This is a genomic window from Staphylococcus sp. FSL K6-0223, assembly GCF_038008285.1.
Genome location: NZ_JBBOYX010000002.1, coordinates 981,633 through 999,918, shown reverse-complemented (window position 1 = coordinate 999,918; position 18,286 = coordinate 981,633). Strand labels below are relative to the sequence as shown.

The 18,286-nt window shown below is 31.6% G+C and carries 17 protein-coding genes; 10 read left to right on the top strand and 7 right to left on the bottom strand.

Features of this window, described 5'->3' with window-relative positions:
- Positions 1-67 precede the first annotated feature (67 nt).
- The 4 genes from MHI13_RS15730 (at position 68) to MHI13_RS15715 (ending at position 4,432) form a co-directional block, all read left to right on the top strand.
- Positions 68-1,045 (top strand): ABC transporter ATP-binding protein, encoded by a 978-nt coding sequence (locus MHI13_RS15730; RefSeq protein ID WP_064210451.1) that lies wholly within the window; start codon positions 68-70, stop codon positions 1,043-1,045.
- Positions 1,038-2,552, top strand: coding sequence for an ABC transporter permease/substrate-binding protein (locus MHI13_RS15725; protein ID WP_340761485.1), 1,515 nt, complete (start codon positions 1,038-1,040; stop codon positions 2,550-2,552). Before MHI13_RS15730 ends, MHI13_RS15725 begins: the two co-directional genes overlap by 8 nt.
- A 146-nt stretch (positions 2,553-2,698) precedes the next feature.
- A complete protein-coding gene (hisC, locus tag MHI13_RS15720; protein ID WP_064210453.1) occupies positions 2,699-3,754 on the top strand; it encodes a histidinol-phosphate transaminase in 1,056 nt (351 codons plus the stop codon).
- Positions 3,755-3,898: 144 nt separating this feature from the next.
- Positions 3,899-4,432, top strand: coding sequence for a 5' nucleotidase, NT5C type (locus MHI13_RS15715; RefSeq protein WP_002433463.1), 534 nt, complete (start codon positions 3,899-3,901; stop codon positions 4,430-4,432).
- Positions 4,433-4,606: 174 nt separating this feature from the next.
- Here MHI13_RS15715 and MHI13_RS15710 read toward each other — a convergent pair whose 3' ends face one another.
- The 4 genes from MHI13_RS15710 to MHI13_RS15695 form a co-directional block, all read right to left on the bottom strand.
- Positions 4,607-5,533, bottom strand: a complete 927-nt coding sequence (locus MHI13_RS15710; protein ID WP_064210454.1) for a diacylglycerol/lipid kinase family protein — start codon at positions 5,531-5,533, stop codon at positions 4,607-4,609.
- A 143-nt stretch (positions 5,534-5,676) separates the two neighbouring features.
- Positions 5,677-7,182: a peptide MFS transporter gene (locus tag MHI13_RS15705; RefSeq protein ID WP_064210455.1), complete on the bottom strand. Its 1,506-nt coding sequence runs from the start codon at positions 7,180-7,182 to the stop codon at positions 5,677-5,679.
- Between the two features lie 319 nt (positions 7,183-7,501).
- The gene (gene queF, locus MHI13_RS15700; protein WP_002452724.1) at positions 7,502-8,002 is read right to left on the bottom strand and encodes a preQ(1) synthase; all 501 of its coding nucleotides are present in this window, start codon (positions 8,000-8,002) and stop codon (positions 7,502-7,504) included.
- 13 nt (positions 8,003-8,015) lie between these two features.
- On the bottom strand, positions 8,016-8,882 hold the full coding sequence (locus MHI13_RS15695; protein ID WP_064210456.1) for a DMT family transporter: 867 nt from the start codon (positions 8,880-8,882) through the stop codon (positions 8,016-8,018).
- A 787-nt stretch (positions 8,883-9,669) separates the two neighbouring features.
- Here MHI13_RS15695 and nrdI point away from each other — a divergent pair.
- From nrdI to nrdF, 3 genes are all read left to right on the top strand, one after another.
- Positions 9,670-10,068 carry a class Ib ribonucleoside-diphosphate reductase assembly flavoprotein NrdI gene (gene nrdI, locus MHI13_RS15690; protein WP_023350668.1) on the top strand — a complete coding sequence of 133 codons (399 nt, stop codon included), beginning with the start codon at positions 9,670-9,672 and terminating at the stop codon, positions 10,066-10,068.
- Positions 10,031-12,136, top strand: a complete 2,106-nt coding sequence (gene nrdE, locus MHI13_RS15685) for a class 1b ribonucleoside-diphosphate reductase subunit alpha (RefSeq protein WP_023350667.1) — start codon at positions 10,031-10,033, stop codon at positions 12,134-12,136. The genes nrdI and nrdE overlap by 38 nt, the downstream gene beginning before the upstream one ends.
- 112 nt (positions 12,137-12,248) lie before the next feature.
- Positions 12,249-13,217 carry a class 1b ribonucleoside-diphosphate reductase subunit beta gene (nrdF, locus tag MHI13_RS15680; RefSeq protein WP_002433452.1) on the top strand — a complete coding sequence of 323 codons (969 nt, stop codon included), beginning with the start codon at positions 12,249-12,251 and terminating at the stop codon, positions 13,215-13,217.
- Between the two features lie 156 nt (positions 13,218-13,373).
- Here the strand turns inward: nrdF and MHI13_RS15675 are convergent, their stop codons facing one another.
- The 3 genes from MHI13_RS15675 to MHI13_RS15665 form a co-directional block, all read right to left on the bottom strand.
- Positions 13,374-13,688, bottom strand: a complete 315-nt coding sequence (locus MHI13_RS15675; protein WP_002433075.1) for a CHY zinc finger protein — start codon at positions 13,686-13,688, stop codon at positions 13,374-13,376.
- A gap of 25 nt (positions 13,689-13,713) precedes the next feature.
- On the bottom strand, positions 13,714-14,646 hold the full coding sequence (gene murB, locus MHI13_RS15670) for a UDP-N-acetylmuramate dehydrogenase (RefSeq protein ID WP_002433388.1): 933 nt from the start codon (positions 14,644-14,646) through the stop codon (positions 13,714-13,716).
- A 131-nt stretch (positions 14,647-14,777) separates the two neighbouring features.
- On the bottom strand, positions 14,778-15,296 hold the full coding sequence (locus tag MHI13_RS15665; RefSeq protein WP_064210457.1) for a GrpB family protein: 519 nt from the start codon (positions 15,294-15,296) through the stop codon (positions 14,778-14,780).
- 120 nt (positions 15,297-15,416) lie between these two features.
- Between MHI13_RS15665 and MHI13_RS15660 the strand changes: the two genes are divergently transcribed.
- The 3 genes from MHI13_RS15660 (at position 15,417) to MHI13_RS15650 (ending at position 18,186) form a co-directional block, all read left to right on the top strand.
- The gene (locus tag MHI13_RS15660; protein WP_064210458.1) at positions 15,417-16,307 is read left to right on the top strand and encodes an EMYY motif lipoprotein; all 891 of its coding nucleotides are present in this window, start codon (positions 15,417-15,419) and stop codon (positions 16,305-16,307) included.
- Positions 16,308-16,454: 147 nt separating this feature from the next.
- Complete coding sequence (gene ytxJ, locus MHI13_RS15655; RefSeq protein WP_002433080.1) at positions 16,455-16,775, top strand: bacillithiol system redox-active protein YtxJ; 321 nt, start codon at positions 16,455-16,457, stop codon at positions 16,773-16,775.
- Between the two features lie 292 nt (positions 16,776-17,067).
- Complete coding sequence (locus MHI13_RS15650) at positions 17,068-18,186, top strand: glycerate kinase (protein ID WP_002433418.1); 1,119 nt, start codon at positions 17,068-17,070, stop codon at positions 18,184-18,186.
- Positions 18,187-18,286: the final 100 nt, after the last annotated feature.

Sequence of the window (18,286 nt, the reverse complement as noted above, 5' to 3'; positions counted from 1 at the left end):
AAGTGATTTAATAGGGAATATAGATTAAAAATTGTCTACTTTTAGTAGAATGAACGAAGGTGAAATTGTGATTAAATTTAAGAATGTTACGAAACGATATGGGAATAATACAGCAGTAGATAATGTAAGTTTTAATATCAAAGAAGGGGAATTTTTCGTGTTAATTGGACCATCAGGGTGTGGAAAAACGACAACACTTAAAATGATTAATCGCTTAATTCCATTAAGTGAAGGATATATTTATTTTAAAGATAAACCTATTAGTGATTACCCAGTATATGAAATGCGTTGGGACATTGGATACGTCTTACAACAAATTGCTTTATTTCCACATATGACTATAAAAGAGAATGTTGCACAAGTACCTCAAATGAAGAAATGGAAAGATAAAGATATCGATCAACGTGTAGACGAATTATTAAATATGGTTGGTTTAGAACCTGAAAAATTTAAAAACCGAAAACCTGATGAATTGTCAGGTGGACAGCGCCAACGTGTGGGTGTGGTAAGAGCTTTAGCAGCAGATCCTCCTGTTATTATTATGGATGAACCATTCAGTGCCTTAGATCCTATAAGTAGAGAAAAATTACAAGATGATTTAATTGAGCTACAAACTAAAATTAAAAAGACTATTGTCTTTGTTACACATGATATTCAAGAAGCAATGAAATTGGGAGATAGAATTTGCCTATTAAATGATGGTCATGTTGAACAAATTGATACACCACAAGGTTTCAAAGATCATCCTCAAACTGACTTTGTAAAACAATTTATGGGAAGTCACCTTGAACAACAATCTCAAAACAGACTGACTAATATAAAAATTAAAGAATTAAATATACATCGTCCTTTAGAAGGAATGTCAGATACATCAAGTTATCCTGAAGTGAATGAGAATCAGAAAGTAGAGGACATTTATCATCTTCTAGCACAAACAGATGCTGTTATTGTTAATGATAGTAACAATCAAAATCAGTATTTACTAAAACGTGAAGACATCTTCAACTATTTAGCTGAAAGAAAGGAGAACGTCACACATGCATGAGTTTCTAAACACGTTAAGTGATAGAAAAGGACAACTTCTTTCTACGATTATTGAACACATCCAAATTTCATTTATCGCATTATTAATTGCAACTATTATTGCAGTACCTTTAGGAATACTATTAACGAAAACTAAAAAAATATCAGAGATTGTAATGAATATCGCTGCGGTATTACAAACTATTCCTTCTCTAGCATTATTAGGTCTGATGATACCAATATTTGGAATTGGACGAGTGCCTGCAATCATTGCTTTAGTTGTATATGCTTTGCTGCCTATATTGCGTAATACATACACTGGTATAGAAGAAGTAGATCCATCTTTAGTTGAAGCGGCTAAAGGTATTGGCATGAAACCATTTAGAAGACTTACGAAGGTAGAGCTACCTATTGCGATGCCTGTTATTATGGCAGGTATACGTACTGCAATGGTATTAATTATCGGAACTGCTACTTTAGCAGCACTTATTGGTGCTGGTGGTTTAGGGGATCTTATTTTACTAGGTATTGATCGTAATGATAGTTCACTTATTTTAATTGGTGCGATTCCAGCAGCTTTATTAGCTATTATTTTCGATTTAATATTAAGATATATGGAGAAGCTTTCATATAAGAAAATTTTAATTACTCTTGGTGCAATTGTACTAGTAATTTTATTGGCAATTGTAATTCCGCTGTTTGCACAAAAGGGTGACAAGATTAAGCTTGCGGGTAAATTAGGTTCAGAACCTTCAGTTATTACTAACATGTATAAAATCTTAATTGAAGATGAAACAGATGACACTGTTGATGTTAAAGACGGAATGGGTAAAACATCGTTTTTATTTAATGCCTTGAAATCTGATGATATAGATGGTTATTTAGAGTTTACGGGTACTGTGTTAGGTGAGCTTACTAAAGAAGACTTAAAATCTAAAAAAGAACCAGCAGTATATCAACAGGCAAAGACAAGTTTAGAGAAGAAAGATCACATGACGATGCTTAAACCAATGAAATATAATAATACGTATGCGTTAGCAGTTAAACGAGACTTTGCAAAGAAAAATAATATTAAGACGATCGGCGATTTACAAAAGGTTGAAGATAAACTTAAACCAGGATTTACATTAGAATTTAACGATCGTCCTGATGGTTTTAAAGCCGTTAAAAAGGCGTATAATCTTAATATTTCTAATGTGAAAACAATGGAACCAAAGCTACGTTATACAGCTGTTGAAAAAGGAGACATTAATTTAATCGATGCGTATTCAACAGATGCTGAATTAAAACAATATAATATGGTTGTGTTGAAAGACGATAAACACGTATTCCCACCTTACCAAGGTGCACCAATGTTTAAAGAAAAATTCCTTAAAGAACATCCTGAAGTTAAGAAACCACTGAATAAATTAGCTGGAAAAATAACAGATGAACAAATGCAAGAAATGAACTACAAAGTAACAGTTAAAAAGCAAGATCCTTATAAAGTAGCCAAAGATTATTTGAAAAAAGAAGGGTTAATTAAATAATATTTATTGAATTCCTGACACGATGAAATGTCAGGAATTTTTATTTATCAGCCATTAAAGGTTCATTGATTTTAAAATGCATTATTGTTTATAATTAATATTAATTTTTTGAAAATTTCAGTCAATTTAGAGGGGGATGCTCAACTATGAAAAGTCAGTTAAATCAATTATGTGCATATGAACCTGGTCTTTCTCCAGAAGCATTAAAAAAAGAGTATGGGATTGAGGGTGAATTATTCAAATTAGCATCAAATGAAAATTTATATGGACCTACGCCAAAAGCCAAAGAAGCAATCAAGCAACATTTAGATGAGCTATATTATTATCCCGAAAGTGGCTCACCAAGTCTAAGAAAAGCTATTAGTAAACATTTAAATGTCGACGAATCACGTATTTTATTTGGTGCCGGTCTTGATGAAGTGATATTAATGATTTCAAGAGCGGTGTTAACACCTGGAGATAAAATTGTGACGAGTGAAGCTACTTTTGGACAGTACTATCATAATGCTATCGTCGAGTCAGCCGAGGTTGTTCAAGTTCCACTTAAAGAGGGTGGGTTTGATCTAGAAGGTATCCTACAAAGTATTGATGATCATACAGCTCTAGTTTGGTTATGTAATCCTAATAACCCAACTGGTACATATTTTGATCAAGAAACGCTAAATGATTTCTTAGAACGTGTGCCGAGTCATATTCCGGTATTAATTGATGAAGCGTATGTTGAATTTGTAACTGCACCAGATTTTCCTAACACTTTAGAGTTACAAGAAACATTTGAGAATGCTTTTTTACTGCGCACATTTTCTAAAGCTTATGGCTTGGCTGGATTAAGAGTAGGTTACGTAGTTGCTTCTTCTGATGCTATTGAAAAGTGGAACATCATTAGACCACCATTCAACGTTACTAGAATCTCAGAATATGCAGCAATTGCTGCACTAGAAGACCAAGCGTATTTGAAAGAAATTACTCATAAAAATGCTATAGAACGTGAGAAATTTTATCAAATTCCTCAAAGTAAGCACTTTTTACCAAGTCAAACTAATTTCATCTTTGTAAAAACCAACAATAGTAAAGCGTTATATGATGAGTTACTAAAGGTAGGATGTATTACTAGACCTTTTCCGGATGGTGTAAGAGTTACGATTGGATTTCCTGAACAAAATAAGAAGATGTTAGAAGTATTAAAAGACTTCAATTATTAAGATGTTCTAATATTTATATATTTAAAAGTTAAAAGGGTGTAGTGCAGAATGAAGATTTTTGAATGAATACTGTGCTACACTTTAATATTTGCTATACTAAATCATGTATTTAAGTTTCAAAATCATTAGGGAGTGTACTTTAGAATGTCTCGAAAGAAAATAGCTATAGATATGGATGAAGTCTTAGCTGATACGCTAGGTGAAATTATTGATGCAGTAAATGAGAGAGCAAATCTTGGGATTTCCATCGAATCTTTAAATGGTAAAAAATTAAAACATATGATGCCTGAACATGAAGGATTAGTGACTGAAATATTAAGAGAGCCAGGTTTCTTTAGACGTTTGAAAGTGATGCCACACGCTCAAGACGTAGTTGAAAAATTAAATCATCATTATGACGTATATATAGCTACAGCAGCAATGGATGTGCCAACATCATTTCATGATAAATATGAATGGTTATTAGAATTCTTCCCATTCTTAAACCCACAACACTTTGTATTTTGTGGGAGAAAAAATATTGTGAATGCTGATTATTTAATAGATGATAATCCAAAGCAACTGGAGATTTTTGAAGGTAAATCAATTATGTTTACAGCATCTCATAACATAAATGATGATAGATTTGACCGTGTAAGTGGTTGGAAAGACGTTGAAGATTATTTCTTAGGTAACTAGAATTTCTTTATAAAACATATAAACGGCAACTTCTAATTGTTATTTCAATAGAGGTTGCCGTTTACTATTATTCAAAACTTTATGTTTTCTTATTTAAAATTGATTTATATTCATGAAGTTGCGAGTAAATACTTAACTTTATTTAAATCAAATACTTAGCCTAAATAAATCAACTTATGATTTTCCAAATTCTGGAAAGGTAAGAAGTTGTATAGCTTTAGGTAAAACTTCAATTTCAATAGGTGTTTCTAAACTAATCTCACCATCTATATCGACTTTCATATTAGGTTCAGTGGATAGAGCAATATGTTGACCTGGAATATGGTCTATGCCCTCAGTAATTTCATTCCAATTCATACTATCTCTTTTCTTAAAAATATCATTTAAAATACTAAAACTTTGATCATCGAATATAAACGTATCAACTTTTCCATCTTGAGGAGAGAGGTCAGTTAAAGGAACGCGTCCGCCACCGATATTTGGGCCATTAGCTATAAGAAGCATAGAGGTATTACCAGTTTCTTCTCTTCCATCAACGTTGAGCTTAAAGTTGAATTTACTAGGATTCATTAGTGTTTTTACTGTTGATCCAATATAACTTAGCTTGCCAAAAACATCCTTAGAACCTTCTTGGACATTCTCAGCATTTTGAACTATTAGCCCTAAACCAACAAAGTTAAGGACAAAAGTATCATTAACTTTCATTACATCATATGAACCAACTTGTGCTGAAAGTAATTGGGAACTTGCATTTTTAAAGTTAGAGTCTAAGTTTAATGTTTTAGTGAAGTCATTAAATGTTCCACCTGGGATAATACCCACTGGCAATTGTAAATCGTGTTGCATGACACCGTTTACCAGTTCATTAACAGTACCATCTCCACCTAAAATAAATAATATATCTATTTCTGAACCATATTTATCATTCTTAATAGATTCACAGTATTTGATAATGTCGCCTTCGTTTTCACTTAACTGAATTGATAAGTGCTTACACATTGAACTAAGTGATTTAGTCACCTCACCAAGTCCTTCATATATATCTTTTAGGCCACTATGTTCATGATAAAACAAGACACCATGGTTATATTTATTTTCCATTTTGAATGCCTACTTTCGTAAAATTCTCTTAGTTTAAGGGTTACCCTTTTTCGAGTAACAAAAGCAAATAATTAGAAATTATAACTATTATAAAATAAAAAAACCACAAGTCGAAAATAATCGACTTGTAGCTAGAGATACGATTAACGAATGCCTTTCATCGCTTTTATAATTTTAGGACTGAATGCAAGAATAATAAATGTAATTACAGCTGTAGTAACACCTAAGAAAATGAAGTAATTCGTTTGACCCAATGGATCTATTAATTTAACTAATGTACCATTAAATGCTTGAGCAGATGCGTTTGTTAATAACCATAAACTCATCATTTGAGCATTGAATGCTTTCGGTGCTAATTTTACTGCTGCACTATTACCAGTAGGAGAAAGACACAACTCACCAACGACACATATGATATATGAGAGAATTACCCAGTTTACTGAGAAATGCGCGTTTCCGTAAATATTACCAATAATACCCATCATAATATATGATGCGCCAGCCATTAAAGCGCCTATAACAAATTTCATTGGTAGGCTAGGTTGACGTTTACCTAATTTTTGCCAAACTGCAGATACAACTGGTGCAAATAATAAGATAAACAAAGGATTTATTGATTGGAAGATGGCTTCACCGAAGTTTGTTTTCCAACCAAATAAATTTAATTTCATATCTGAATGCTCTATACCATAAATATTTAATACGTTAGAGCCTTGTTCTTGTATTGCCCAGAAAAGCATACCTAAAATAAATAAAGGAATAAAAGCTTTTACACGTGAACGTTCAATATCAGTTACTTCTTTACTGCGAATCATAGTAGTGAAATAGATAATTGGTAATGCAATACCTAAAACGAGTACTGAATTACTAACTAAATCGAATGATAGTGTATGAGTTATGTAAGAAATGATAACTACTATCGCTATAACTACTGTAATCATCGCTATAATTATACTGTATTTTTTCTTTTCAGTTGGTGATAGTGGATTTGTTGGTTTCATGCCTACACTACCTAAATTTTTGCGATTAAATAATACGTACCAAACTAAACCTAATGCCATACCAATAGCAGCAATTAAGAATCCGCCATGGAAGTTTTTAACATTAATGAAGTGTTGCAAAATAATAGGTGAAACAAGTGCGCCAAAGTTAACAGACATATAGAAGATAACAAATCCTGCGTCCATTCTCACGTCATTTTGTGGATACAAACGACCTACAATATTTGAAATATTTGGCTTCATTAAACCTGAACCAACAATAATAAAGAACATAGAAGCGAATAGGCCAAACATTGCAAATGGTAAACTTAAACAGATATGTCCGATAATTATTAAAACTGCACCTATTAAAGTTGCACCACGTGTCCCTGTAATTCTGTCCGCAATCCAACCTCCTGGAATAGAAGACATATATATTAAAGCCCCGTATACAGACATGATAGACATTGCCGTAGTTTTATCGATTCCAAGTCCATGATCTTGTATCGCAAAATACATATAAAAAATAAGCATCGCTCTCATGCCGTAGTAGCTAAAACGCTCCCAAAACTCTACGAAAAAGAGTACGCCTAAACCTCGAGGATGCCCAAAGAATCCATGTTGAGGTATTTCTTGAACTGCTTGCTCATGGGAATTATTCGTTGTCATAATATCATCCCATCCTTTCTTCCCCTAATACCATATTTAATTGTTTAAAAATGATTGTACTATTGTAAATAATAAGTTTCAACAATTTTCAAAAAATAAAAATAATATGAATATTCAGTCAATTTATAGATTTTACTACATTTATAAGATAATATGTGTCTTTATTTGATTAATTATAAGCATGTGTAGAAATAAATCAATATAAATAAAATACGCTTTAACGCGTCAAAGTGCAATACTTTTTTATCAAATTTGAAAATAATTTTTTATAACAAAAATCCTCCATTAAACATTTAATTTTAATGGAGGATAGTGGTATTTATCGATTATCAATCTTTTCAGGATACATATCGTGATTCATCAAACGATGTTCAGCCATCTTTTCATATTTAGAATTAGGACGGCCATAGTTTGTATATGGGTCAATTGAGATGCCACCTCTAGGTGTGAATTTACCCCAAACTTCAATATAATGAGGATCCATAAGTTCAATCAAATCATTCATAATTATATTCATACAATCTTCGTGGAAGTCACCATGGTTTCTAAAGCTAAATAAATATAGTTTCAATGATTTAGATTCAACCATTTTGACATTAGGGATATATGAAATATAAATTGTTGCAAAATCTGGTTGGCCTGTAATAGGGCATAACGATGTAAACTCTGGACAATTAAATTTGACGAAGTAGTCACGACCTTGATGCTTGTTATCAAAGGTTTCTAGAACATCTGGTCTGTAATTAAAATCATACGTATTGTTTTGATTTCCTAGTAAAGTAATATCTTGAAGTTCATCTTTTTGACGTCCTTGTGCCATTAATTTAGCTCCTTTAACTTTCTTTTATATTTGATTCTCGTCGTGCCTTTTCAAACATATAGTAACTTGCGCTAATAATAACAACATAACCTAAAGTAGCTAACATATCTGGTGTTTCTCCGAATAAGATGAAACCAAATAATGCTGTGAATATTATTGAAGCATATGTGAAGATTGAAATGTCTTTAGCAGGCGCAAAGCTATATGCAAGCGTGATACCTATTTGTCCAACAGCTGCAGATAAACCTGCACCAAGCAAGTATAAAACTTGGACAGTTGTCATAGGTTCAAATGTGAAAATTGAGAATGGTATTAAGACAACAACTGAGAATAATGAGAAATAAAATACAATTGTATAAGGTTTTTCACGTGTACTAAGTGCACGAACACATGTGTAAGCTGACGCAGCAACTATACCTGAAAATAAGCCGGCTATTGATGGAATCACTGATGATGAAAATTCAGGTTTAACAATGAGTAACATACCTAATATAGCGATAATCATCGCTGATATTTGATATTTACGAACCTTCTCATGTAAAAAGATTAAACTTAGGAGAATTGTCCAGAAAGGATTCAATTTCATTAGTGTATCGGCATCACTAAGTACCATATGGTCAATAGCGTATATATTCAGTAATACTCCTATGAGACCTAGTGTAGAACGTGAAATCAATAAAGGTTGGCTACTCAGTTTACCAAATATAGGTTGCTTATATTTTATGATAAAAAATAGAGGTATAAACATAGCTACTAAATTTCTAGCTAAAGATTTTTGGAAGACAGGTAAGTCTCCAGCAAGTCTGAAGAATACAGACATAAAACTAAATCCAATAGCAGAAATTAAGATAGCAATAATACCTTTTACTTTTGGATTCAATATTATCGCCTCAATACAATAAGTTTAACGTAACTATATTAGCATAAATAAAGGAGCTATGCATGAGTACTTGCAAATTAAAGAGAGACGTTTTATAATAATTACACGAACACATGTTCTGTTAGTAAGTGCTAGACTATTAAGCAACTCAATTGTGAGTAATGAAAGTGATTAATATTCAAATTGGTATATATAGGTTGCATACTATCATATTGAGATTTTACCAGGTCACACAATGAACAGGTACGTCTAAATTTTAGTAAAATGCAAGCAAAGAAACTTGAAAAAATTTTTTTATTCAGAATATTAGTCTTTAAACACGTAGTGGTGCACTTTCTAAAAATTTTAGTTTTTTCGTCATTAAACTTTAACTTTCATTAAACATTCTACTTATGTATAATGAAACACAGAATATAGTATTAACTTTTAAAACCAAACACTATATATAGTGTTTAGAGTTTAAAAGTTAATACTGGGAAATTAATTAATTTTAATGCAAAATCACACTAATTCAAATGATAAATCATTGCAAAATTAGTAATCAGTTACAAATAAAGCAATTTATCATTTAGTATTATTTAAGTTTTAAGTACTATATGTAGTGGTTATAAACTTATAGACATACTAAAGGCATTAAAATAAACTTTCTTTTACAAGAAATAAGAATATTTAGAAATTAAAAATTATAACGGTTTACACCTCTATACTAGTGGTGCTTTTATTTTTTGAGTTTGTGAATGCTCAATATAGACACGACAACTAAAGATTGAAGAAAGAAGGTGATCCAATGAAAGTAGTATATTTCTCATTTTCTGGAAATGTTAGACGTTTTATAAAGCGAGCAGAAATTGATGACACGTTAGAAATTACTCAAGACAATTGTACGGAACCAGTAAATGAACCATATATCTTAGTTACTGGCACTATTGGATTTGGAGAAGTGCCACAACCTGTTCAATCTTTTTTAGAAGTTAATCACGCTCAATTACAAGCGGTAGCTGCAAGCGGAAATCGTAATTGGGGGCAAAATTTTGCTAAAGCAGGCCGTACAATCTCAGAGGACTATGATGTTCCTCTACTTATGAAATTTGAAGTACAAGGTACGAACAATGATGTAATTGAATTTAAGGATAAGGTGGGTAATTTCAATGAAAACCATGAACGAGAAGAAATACAATCATATTGAACTAAATAATGAAGTAACGAAGCGGAAAGATAATGGTTTCTTTGATTTAGAGAAGGATCAGGAAGCATTAAAAGTTTATCTTGAAGAAATCCACGATAAAACAATTTATTTCGATGATGAAATTGAACGTTTACATTACCTTGTGGATAATGACTTTTATTTCAATGTATTTGAGAAATACTCTGAAGAAGAATTACGAGAAATTACTGAATATGCTAAGTCAATCCATTTTCAATTCGCTAGCTACATGTCTGCAAGTAAGTTCTATAAGGACTATGCTTTAAAAACAAACGATAAAAGTCAATTTTTAGAAGACTATAATCAACATGTTGCAATTGTTGCCCTTTATTTAGCTAATGGTGATACTAAACAAGCAAAACAATTTATTTCTTCTATGGTTGAACAACGTTATCAACCAGCAACGCCTACTTTCTTAAACGCAGGTCGTGCACGTCGCGGTGAGCTCGTTTCATGTTTCTTATTAGAAGTTGATGATAGTTTAAATTCTATTAACTTTATTGATTCAACAGCGAAGCAACTAAGTAAAATTGGTGGCGGTGTCGCTATTAATTTATCAAAATTACGTGCCCGTGGAGAGGCAATCAAAGGTATTAAAGGTGTTGCTAAAGGTGTATTACCAGTAGCTAAAGCACTTGAAGGTGGATTTAGTTATGCCGATCAATTAGGTCAAAGACCTGGTGCAGGTGCTGTATATTTAAATATTTTCCATTATGATGTGGAAGAATTTTTAGATACTAAAAAGGTCAATGCTGATGAAGATTTACGTTTATCTACAATTTCAACAGGTCTTATTGTTCCTTCTAAGTTCTTTGATTTAGCTAAAGAAGGTAAAGACTTCTATATGTTCGCCCCACATACTGTAAAACAAGAGTATGGTGTGACATTAGATGATATTGATTTAGAGAAATATTATGATGATATGGTTGCTAATCCTAACATTGATAAGAAGAAAAAAGATGCACGTGAAATGTTAAATACAATTGCACAAACTCAACTACAATCTGGTTATCCGTATTTAATGTTTAAAGATAATGCAAATAAAGTACATGCCAACTCCGATATTGGTCAAATTAAAATGAGTAATTTATGTACAGAAATTTTCCAATTACAAGAGACATCTATTATCAATGACTATGGTACACAAGATGAGATTAAACGTGATATTTCTTGTAATCTTGGCTCTCTAAACATTGTTAATGTTATGGAATCAGGTAAATTCAGAGATTCTGTTCACACTGGTATGGATGCACTTACTGTAGTGAGTGATGAAGCTAATATACAAAATGCTCCAGGTGTTAAAAAAGCTAATAGTGAGTTGCACTCAGTAGGTCTAGGTGTAATGAACCTTCATGGATATTTAGCAAAAAATAAAATCGGTTATGAGTCTGAAGAGGCGAAAGACTTTGCTAATATATTCTTCATGATGATGAACTATTATTCTATAGAACGTTCAATGGAAATAGCTAAAGAACGCGGAGAAAGCTATCAAGATTTTGACCAATCAGATTATGCTAATGGCAAATACTTTGAATTCTATACTTCACAAGAATTTGAGCCACAATTTGAAAAAGTTCGCCAGCTATTCGATGGTTTAGATATTCCAACTTCAGAAGATTGGAAAGCTCTACAAAAAGAAGTAGAACAATATGGTCTTTATCATGCTTACCGTTTAGCTATTGCACCTACTCAAAGTATTTCATATGTGCAAAATGCAACAAGCTCTGTAATGCCTATTGTAGATCAAATTGAGCGTCGTACTTATGGAAATGCTGAAACATTTTATCCAATGCCTTTCCTATCACCTGAAACAATGTGGTATTACAAATCAGCATTTAATACTGATCAAATGAAATTAATCGATTTAGTTTCAACAATACAAACACATGTAGACCAAGGTATTTCAACAATTCTATATGTAAATTCAGAAATTTCTACACGTGAACTTTCAAGATTATATGTTTACGCACACTATAAAGGACTAAAATCACTTTATTATACACGTAACAAATTACTTAGTGTAGAAGAATGTACAAGCTGTGCAATCTAATATTTTAAATTAAATAAAATGCTAGAAATTTCAATCACTGCTAATTATGTTTATCATATTTAGTGTGGTTGAAATTCTCTATGCAATACATAATAATGACAGGAGGATTTACATGAAAGCGGTCAACTGGAACACCCAAGAAGATATGACGAATATGTTTTGGCGTCAAAACATATCACAAATGTGGGTCGAAACAGAGTTTAAAGTTTCAAAAGATATAGCAAGTTGGAAAACATTGACAGATTCTGAAAAAGAAACATTTAAAAAGGCTTTAGCAGGATTAACAGGGCTAGATACTCATCAAGCAGACGATGGAATGCCTTTGATTATGTTACATACGACTGATTTAAGAAAAAAAGCTGTATACTCATTTATGGCTATGATGGAACAAATTCACGCTAAAAGTTATTCTCATATCTTCACAACATTACTTCCGTCTAGTGAAACGAACTATTTGTTAGACACATGGGTAATTGAAGAACCTCATTTAAAATATAAATCAGATAAAATTATCGACAACTATCATAAGCTTTGGGGAAAAGAAGCATCAATTTTTGACCAATATATCGCAAGAGTATCAAGTGTATTCTTAGAAACGTTCTTATTTTACTCTGGTTTCTACTATCCGCTATACCTTGCTGGTCAAGGTAAAATGACGACTTCTGGTGAAATTATTCGTAAAATCTTATTAGATGAATCAATTCACGGTGTTTTCACTGGTTTAGATGCTCAAAGCTTACGCAATGAGCTGTCAGAGAGTGAAAAGCAAAAAGCAGATCAAGAAATGTATAAGTTATTAAACGAACTTTATGATAATGAAGTATCTTATACACACTTATTATATGATGATATTGGTTTAACTGAAGATGTACTTAACTATGTTCGTTATAATGGTAATAAGGCTTTATCTAACTTAGGTTTTGAACCTTATTTTGAAGAACGTGAATTTAATCCAATTATCGAGAATGCTTTAGATACATCTACTAAGAACCATGACTTCTTCTCAGTAAAAGGTGACGGCTATACGTTAGCATTAAATGTTGAAGCGTTACGAGATGAAGACTTTGTATTCGATGAATAATAAATATTAACCTAATAAGAAGAAAAACCTTTAGTTTACAATACTTACCGTGTTGTATAACTAAAGGTTTTTTGATTTTTATATAATAAAAAGGTTAAACAAACTCAATTGCTTAACCTTAGTTACAAAATGACTATTAAAAACTTTTAAAGTAAGTTATATTTCAAAATACAAATGATAGTGAAATTTACATCTACTATTAAAATGTGCTTTGCATTTAGGACACACTTCAACCATCATGTAGTCGTGAATACTCATTTCATGGTTGCACACACCACACATAATAACTTTTTTATCAAATTCTTTCTCAGTCCATCTTTGTATAGAATGCGATTCATGTTCATCATGACATTTATAACAAGGATAATATTTGTCACAACATTTAAATTTAATTGCAATAACATCTAAAAAAGAGTGATAGTGAGTACATCTTGTCTCTTTATCAATGACTGAACCGTGAATATTAGGCATAGATTAGATGTACCTCCTTATAAAATTAACTTTTAGGGTGTTCTCCAATAATACGTACTTCTGTATTTAATTCTACATCAAATTTATCTTTAACAGTTCTTTGTACGTGGTGAATTAAATCTTCGTAATCTGTTGCCGTACCTTTATCTACATTAACCATAAAGCCAGCATGTTTTTTAGATACTTCTACGCCACCGATGCGATGACCTTGTAAATCAGAGTCTTGAATTAATTTACCAGCGAAATGGCCAGGAGGTCTTTGGAATACACTTCCACAAGAAGGGTATTCTAATGGTTGTTTTGATTCTCTTCTTTCAGTTAAATCATCCATTTTAGCTTGAATTTCATCTAAATGACCTGGCATTAAAGTGAACGCTGCTTCAAGTACAACAAGATGTTTCTTTTGAACAATACTATTTCTGTAATCTAGCTCTAATTCTTCATTAGTTAACTTGATTAAATCACCTTTCTCATTAACGCATAGCGCATAGTCGATACAATCTTTAACTTCACCACCATATGCACCAGCATTCATAAATACAGCACCACCGATTGAACCTGGAATACCACATGCAAACTCTAAACCAGTAAGAACATGATCTCGTGCAACTCTTGAAACATCAATGATTGCAGCGCCACTACCAGCGATAATCGCATCGTCAGAAACATCAATATGATCTAATGAGAGTAGACTTAGAACGATGCCTCTTATTCCGCCTTCACGTATGATAATATTTGAACCATTACCTAAGTATGTAACAGGAATATTATTATTATAAGCGTAAGCTACAATTGCTTGCACTTCTTCATTTTTTGTTGGGGATAAATAGAAATCTGCCTCTCCGCCAGTTTCAGTATATGTATAACGTTTGAGAGGTTCATCAACTTTAATTATATTGTCGGGAATAATCGACTTTAAATCATTTAAGATGTCACTTTTATTCAACGGTTTGTACATCCTTTCTCATCTTCTTAATATCATTATTATTATATCAACTTTAATAGTTATTTGCGAAATTTGAATATATTATTTTACCATTAAATAGACAAAGTAAGAATTCTCGTATTGATGTGTAGTAAATGCTCTAATTAATTTAAGTCTCTACTTAAATCCTCAAAGATACTTTGTTTTTGATTTTCATACATACGAATGGCTCGCACATGTTTCAATATATTTTGTTTTTTCGTGGAAAATAATTGAGAAATTTTCTTATCTTGTGTTAATAATTGGTCAACCTTTTGATACTGTTCAAAAAGAGGGGTATCTAACTGTATAATATGTAATCTTACTTCTTGCTTAAGTTCACTAAGATTATTGAATCGAGCCATCACTACTTTTTTCTTATAGGAATGGTGAAGTCGGTAAAAACCAGCATAATTCAAACGTTTTTCATCTAGAGCAGTAATATCGTGTAAATTATTGACTCCTACAAGTACATCCAATATGGGTTCTGTAGCATAATTAAAATGACGCGTGCCACCAATATGTTGAGTGTATTTAACTGGTGAATCTAATAAATTAAACATTATATTTTTGACGTTTTGGTATTCTTTAGCGAACGATTCATTTAAGTCCTCTTTGACTAAAGGTTGAACATAAGTATACATGATTTACTCCTTGTGAATTATAATTTCTCAATTTTACAGTAAAGTCTGACATACTATAACACAATTCATTTTCATAATAAATACGTTTATGTATAATGTTTAATGATAAGGAGTGCAGATATGAAAAAATTACTATTTATTGCAACAATTGTCATATTTATAACCACGCTAACAGCCTGTGGAAATAAAACTAACAAAGATTTTAATGAGTTTGACAATAAACTCAGTGATGTTAAGAAAAAGCAAAAAAACGTTGAAGAAGTTATAGATAAAATACATTTAAAAGAGTTAGATAACTTAAGTAAAACGGATACGACAGATAAAAACAAAAAAGAATTTATTGCACTTCAAAAAGATATTAATAACTATCTCATGCCGGAATTTAAGAAATATAAAAAGGCTGCTAATCAATTACCTGCAAATACAAATGATGTTAAAAATCTACGTAACTCGTATTTAGATACTGTTAAAGAGAAAGAAACTTCAATTAATGATTTAAAATCATTTGTTGATTTATGTAATCGTTCTATCAAAGATAATGAAGATATACTAGATTATACGAAACTTTTCGAAAAAAATAGATCAGAGGTAGAATCTGATATTAATAAAGCTACTAATAAAAGTGATGCTGATCAACTAACATCTAAATTAGAAGAAAATAATAAGCAACTCAAATCTACAGCTAAGAAATATCTCAATTCTTCTACTACAAATTCAGATTCAGCTAAAAAAGCAATCAATAATCATATTTCACCATTGATTGATAAACAAATTAAAGATATTAACCAAACTAATATTTCAGACCAACACGTAGATAATGCTAGGAAAAATGCAATTGAAATGTACTACAGTTTACAAAATTACTATGACACACGAGTAGATACTATCGAAATTAGTGAAAAATTATCTAAAATTGATGTGGATAAATTACCAAAAGAGGGTAAAGATATTTCAAGCAAAGATAAAGAATTTAACAAGCAATACTATGAGTTAAAAGAAAATGTAAAATAGTTATTTTTTGAATTAAATAAAATAAAAATCGATGGTTAACATTATACAGCAGAATGTGTATAATTGTACCCACTGAGATGATTCTTGGGATATGAATATCACGCATATGCTCATAAAATGTGATAAATATTTTTAGAGGTGAATAGAATGGCTATTAAGCTGAGTTCAATTGACCAGTTTGAACAAGTCTTAGAAGAGAATAAATATGTTTTTGTATTAAAACATAGTGAAACTTGTCCAATTTCTGCAAATGCGTATGATCAATTTAATAAATTTTTATATGAAAGAGATATTGATGGTTACTATTTAATCGTTCAACAGGAGCGTAAATTATCGGACTATATTGCAGAAAAAACGAATGTGAAGCATGAATCTCCACAAGCCTTTTACTTTGTAAATGGTGAGATGAAGTGGAATGCTGATCACGATGATATTAACGTTTCTCAACTTGCACAAGCTGAGGAATAAATGAAAATAATTTAAATGCTTAAGTGGCTTGTCATAGACATCTGATAGTGAAGATGTATGGCAAGCCTTTCGTATATTATGAAAAATTCTAAGAAAATATGTATAATGTGTTAGTGAATTATGTATAAGTACATCATTATCCTTAAATTTATAAAGATAAGTGTATAATCATATCCTAATAAATATTACTTGTAAAATAAGTACGCGGATAGGTTCAAATGCGAATCATTAAACAATATTTAAGTTGAAAATCATTTTGAAAAAGAGTAAAAGATATAAGGTGGTTAAGACAATGAAGGTTTTAGTAGCCATGGATGAGTTCAATGGAATTATTTCCAGTTATCAAGCGAATAGGTACGTTGAGGAAGCGGTAGCAAGTCAAATTGAACATGCAGATATTGTACAGGTTCCATTATTTAATGGAAGACATGAATTAATGGATTCTGTATTTCTATGGCAGTCTGGAAATAAATATCGTGTTAAAGCTCATGATGCCGATATGAATGACGTAGAAGCGATGTACGGCCAAACTGATAGTGGAATGACTGTTATTGAGGGGAATTTATTCTTAAACGGTGAAAAGCCGATTGATCAGCGTTCTAGTTATGGTTTAGGTGAAGTGTTAAAAGCAGCACTGGATAATCAAGCGAAACATATCGTTATATCTCTAGGAGGTATTGGTAGCTTTGATGCAGGTGCCGGTATGTTACAAGCGCTTGGTGCAAAATTCTATGATGATGAAGCAAACATTGTAGATGTGAGTGAGGGTGCATATAAAATTAAATATATTAGACGCATTGATTTATCTGATGTACATCCTCAGCTCGCTAATGCCAAATTACAATTAATGTCCGATTTTTCAAGTCGATTGTATGGTAAGCAAAGTGAGATTATGCAAACGTATCAAACGTTTCAATTAAATCAAAACGAAGCTGCTGAAATTGATAATTTAGTTTGGTATTTTAGTGAACTATTTAAAAGTGAACTCAAATTAGCAATTGGCCCTATAGAACGTGGTGGTGCTGGGGGAGGCATTGCTGCAGTGTTAAAAGGCTTATATCAAGCTGAAATATTAACAAGTCACGAACTTGTTAATCAAATTACACATTTAGAAGATTTAATTGAGCAAGCCGACTTAATTATTTTTGGGGAAGGACTCAAAGAAAAAGATCAAATTCTAGAGACAACTACTTTGCGTATTGCTGATTTAACTCAAAAATATCATAAACCTGCCATCGCAATTTGTGCCACAAGTGATAAGTTTGATTTGTTTGAATCGCAAGGTGTGACTGCAATGTTTAACACATTTATAGATATGCCTGAAACGTATACAGATTTTAGAATGGGCATTCAAATACGCCATTACACAGTTCAAGCTCTTAAATTACTTAAAACGAGTCTTAATCAATAAATCTATTTTAGATAATAAAAAAAGAAAGCGGGCTAGAAATATGATTCATAAAAAATTATATTTCTAGCCCGCTTTTAAATTAATATCAAAGTTTCGAATG

What these genes read in the sequence shown, in the direction of transcription:
- MHI13_RS15725 (WP_340761485.1), top strand. Translation starts at nt 1,038, where the DNA reads ATGCATGAGTTTCTAAACACGTTAAGTGATAGAAAAGGACAACTTCTT.
- hisC (WP_064210453.1), top strand. Translation starts at nt 2,699, where the DNA reads ATGAAAAGTCAGTTAAATCAATTATGTGCATATGAACCTGGTCTTTCT.
- MHI13_RS15715 (WP_002433463.1), top strand. Translation starts at nt 3,899, where the DNA reads ATGTCTCGAAAGAAAATAGCTATAGATATGGATGAAGTCTTAGCTGAT.
- MHI13_RS15710 (WP_064210454.1), bottom strand. Translation starts at nt 5,533, where the DNA reads ATGGAAAATAAATATAACCATGGTGTCTTGTTTTATCATGAACATAGT.
- MHI13_RS15705 (WP_064210455.1), bottom strand. Translation starts at nt 7,182, where the DNA reads ATGACAACGAATAATTCCCATGAGCAAGCAGTTCAAGAAATACCTCAA.
- queF (WP_002452724.1), bottom strand. Translation starts at nt 8,002, where the DNA reads ATGGCACAAGGACGTCAAAAAGATGAACTTCAAGATATTACTTTACTA.
- nrdI (WP_023350668.1), top strand. Translation starts at nt 9,670, where the DNA reads ATGAAAGTAGTATATTTCTCATTTTCTGGAAATGTTAGACGTTTTATA.
- nrdE (WP_023350667.1), top strand. Translation starts at nt 10,031, where the DNA reads ATGAAAACCATGAACGAGAAGAAATACAATCATATTGAACTAAATAAT.
- nrdF (WP_002433452.1), top strand. Translation starts at nt 12,249, where the DNA reads ATGAAAGCGGTCAACTGGAACACCCAAGAAGATATGACGAATATGTTT.
- MHI13_RS15675 (WP_002433075.1), bottom strand. Translation starts at nt 13,688, where the DNA reads ATGCCTAATATTCACGGTTCAGTCATTGATAAAGAGACAAGATGTACT.
- murB (WP_002433388.1), bottom strand. Translation starts at nt 14,646, where the DNA reads ATGTACAAACCGTTGAATAAAAGTGACATCTTAAATGATTTAAAGTCG.
- MHI13_RS15665 (WP_064210457.1), bottom strand. Translation starts at nt 15,296, where the DNA reads ATGTATACTTATGTTCAACCTTTAGTCAAAGAGGACTTAAATGAATCG.
- MHI13_RS15660 (WP_064210458.1), top strand. Translation starts at nt 15,417, where the DNA reads ATGAAAAAATTACTATTTATTGCAACAATTGTCATATTTATAACCACG.
- ytxJ (WP_002433080.1), top strand. Translation starts at nt 16,455, where the DNA reads ATGGCTATTAAGCTGAGTTCAATTGACCAGTTTGAACAAGTCTTAGAA.
- MHI13_RS15650 (WP_002433418.1), top strand. Translation starts at nt 17,068, where the DNA reads ATGAAGGTTTTAGTAGCCATGGATGAGTTCAATGGAATTATTTCCAGT.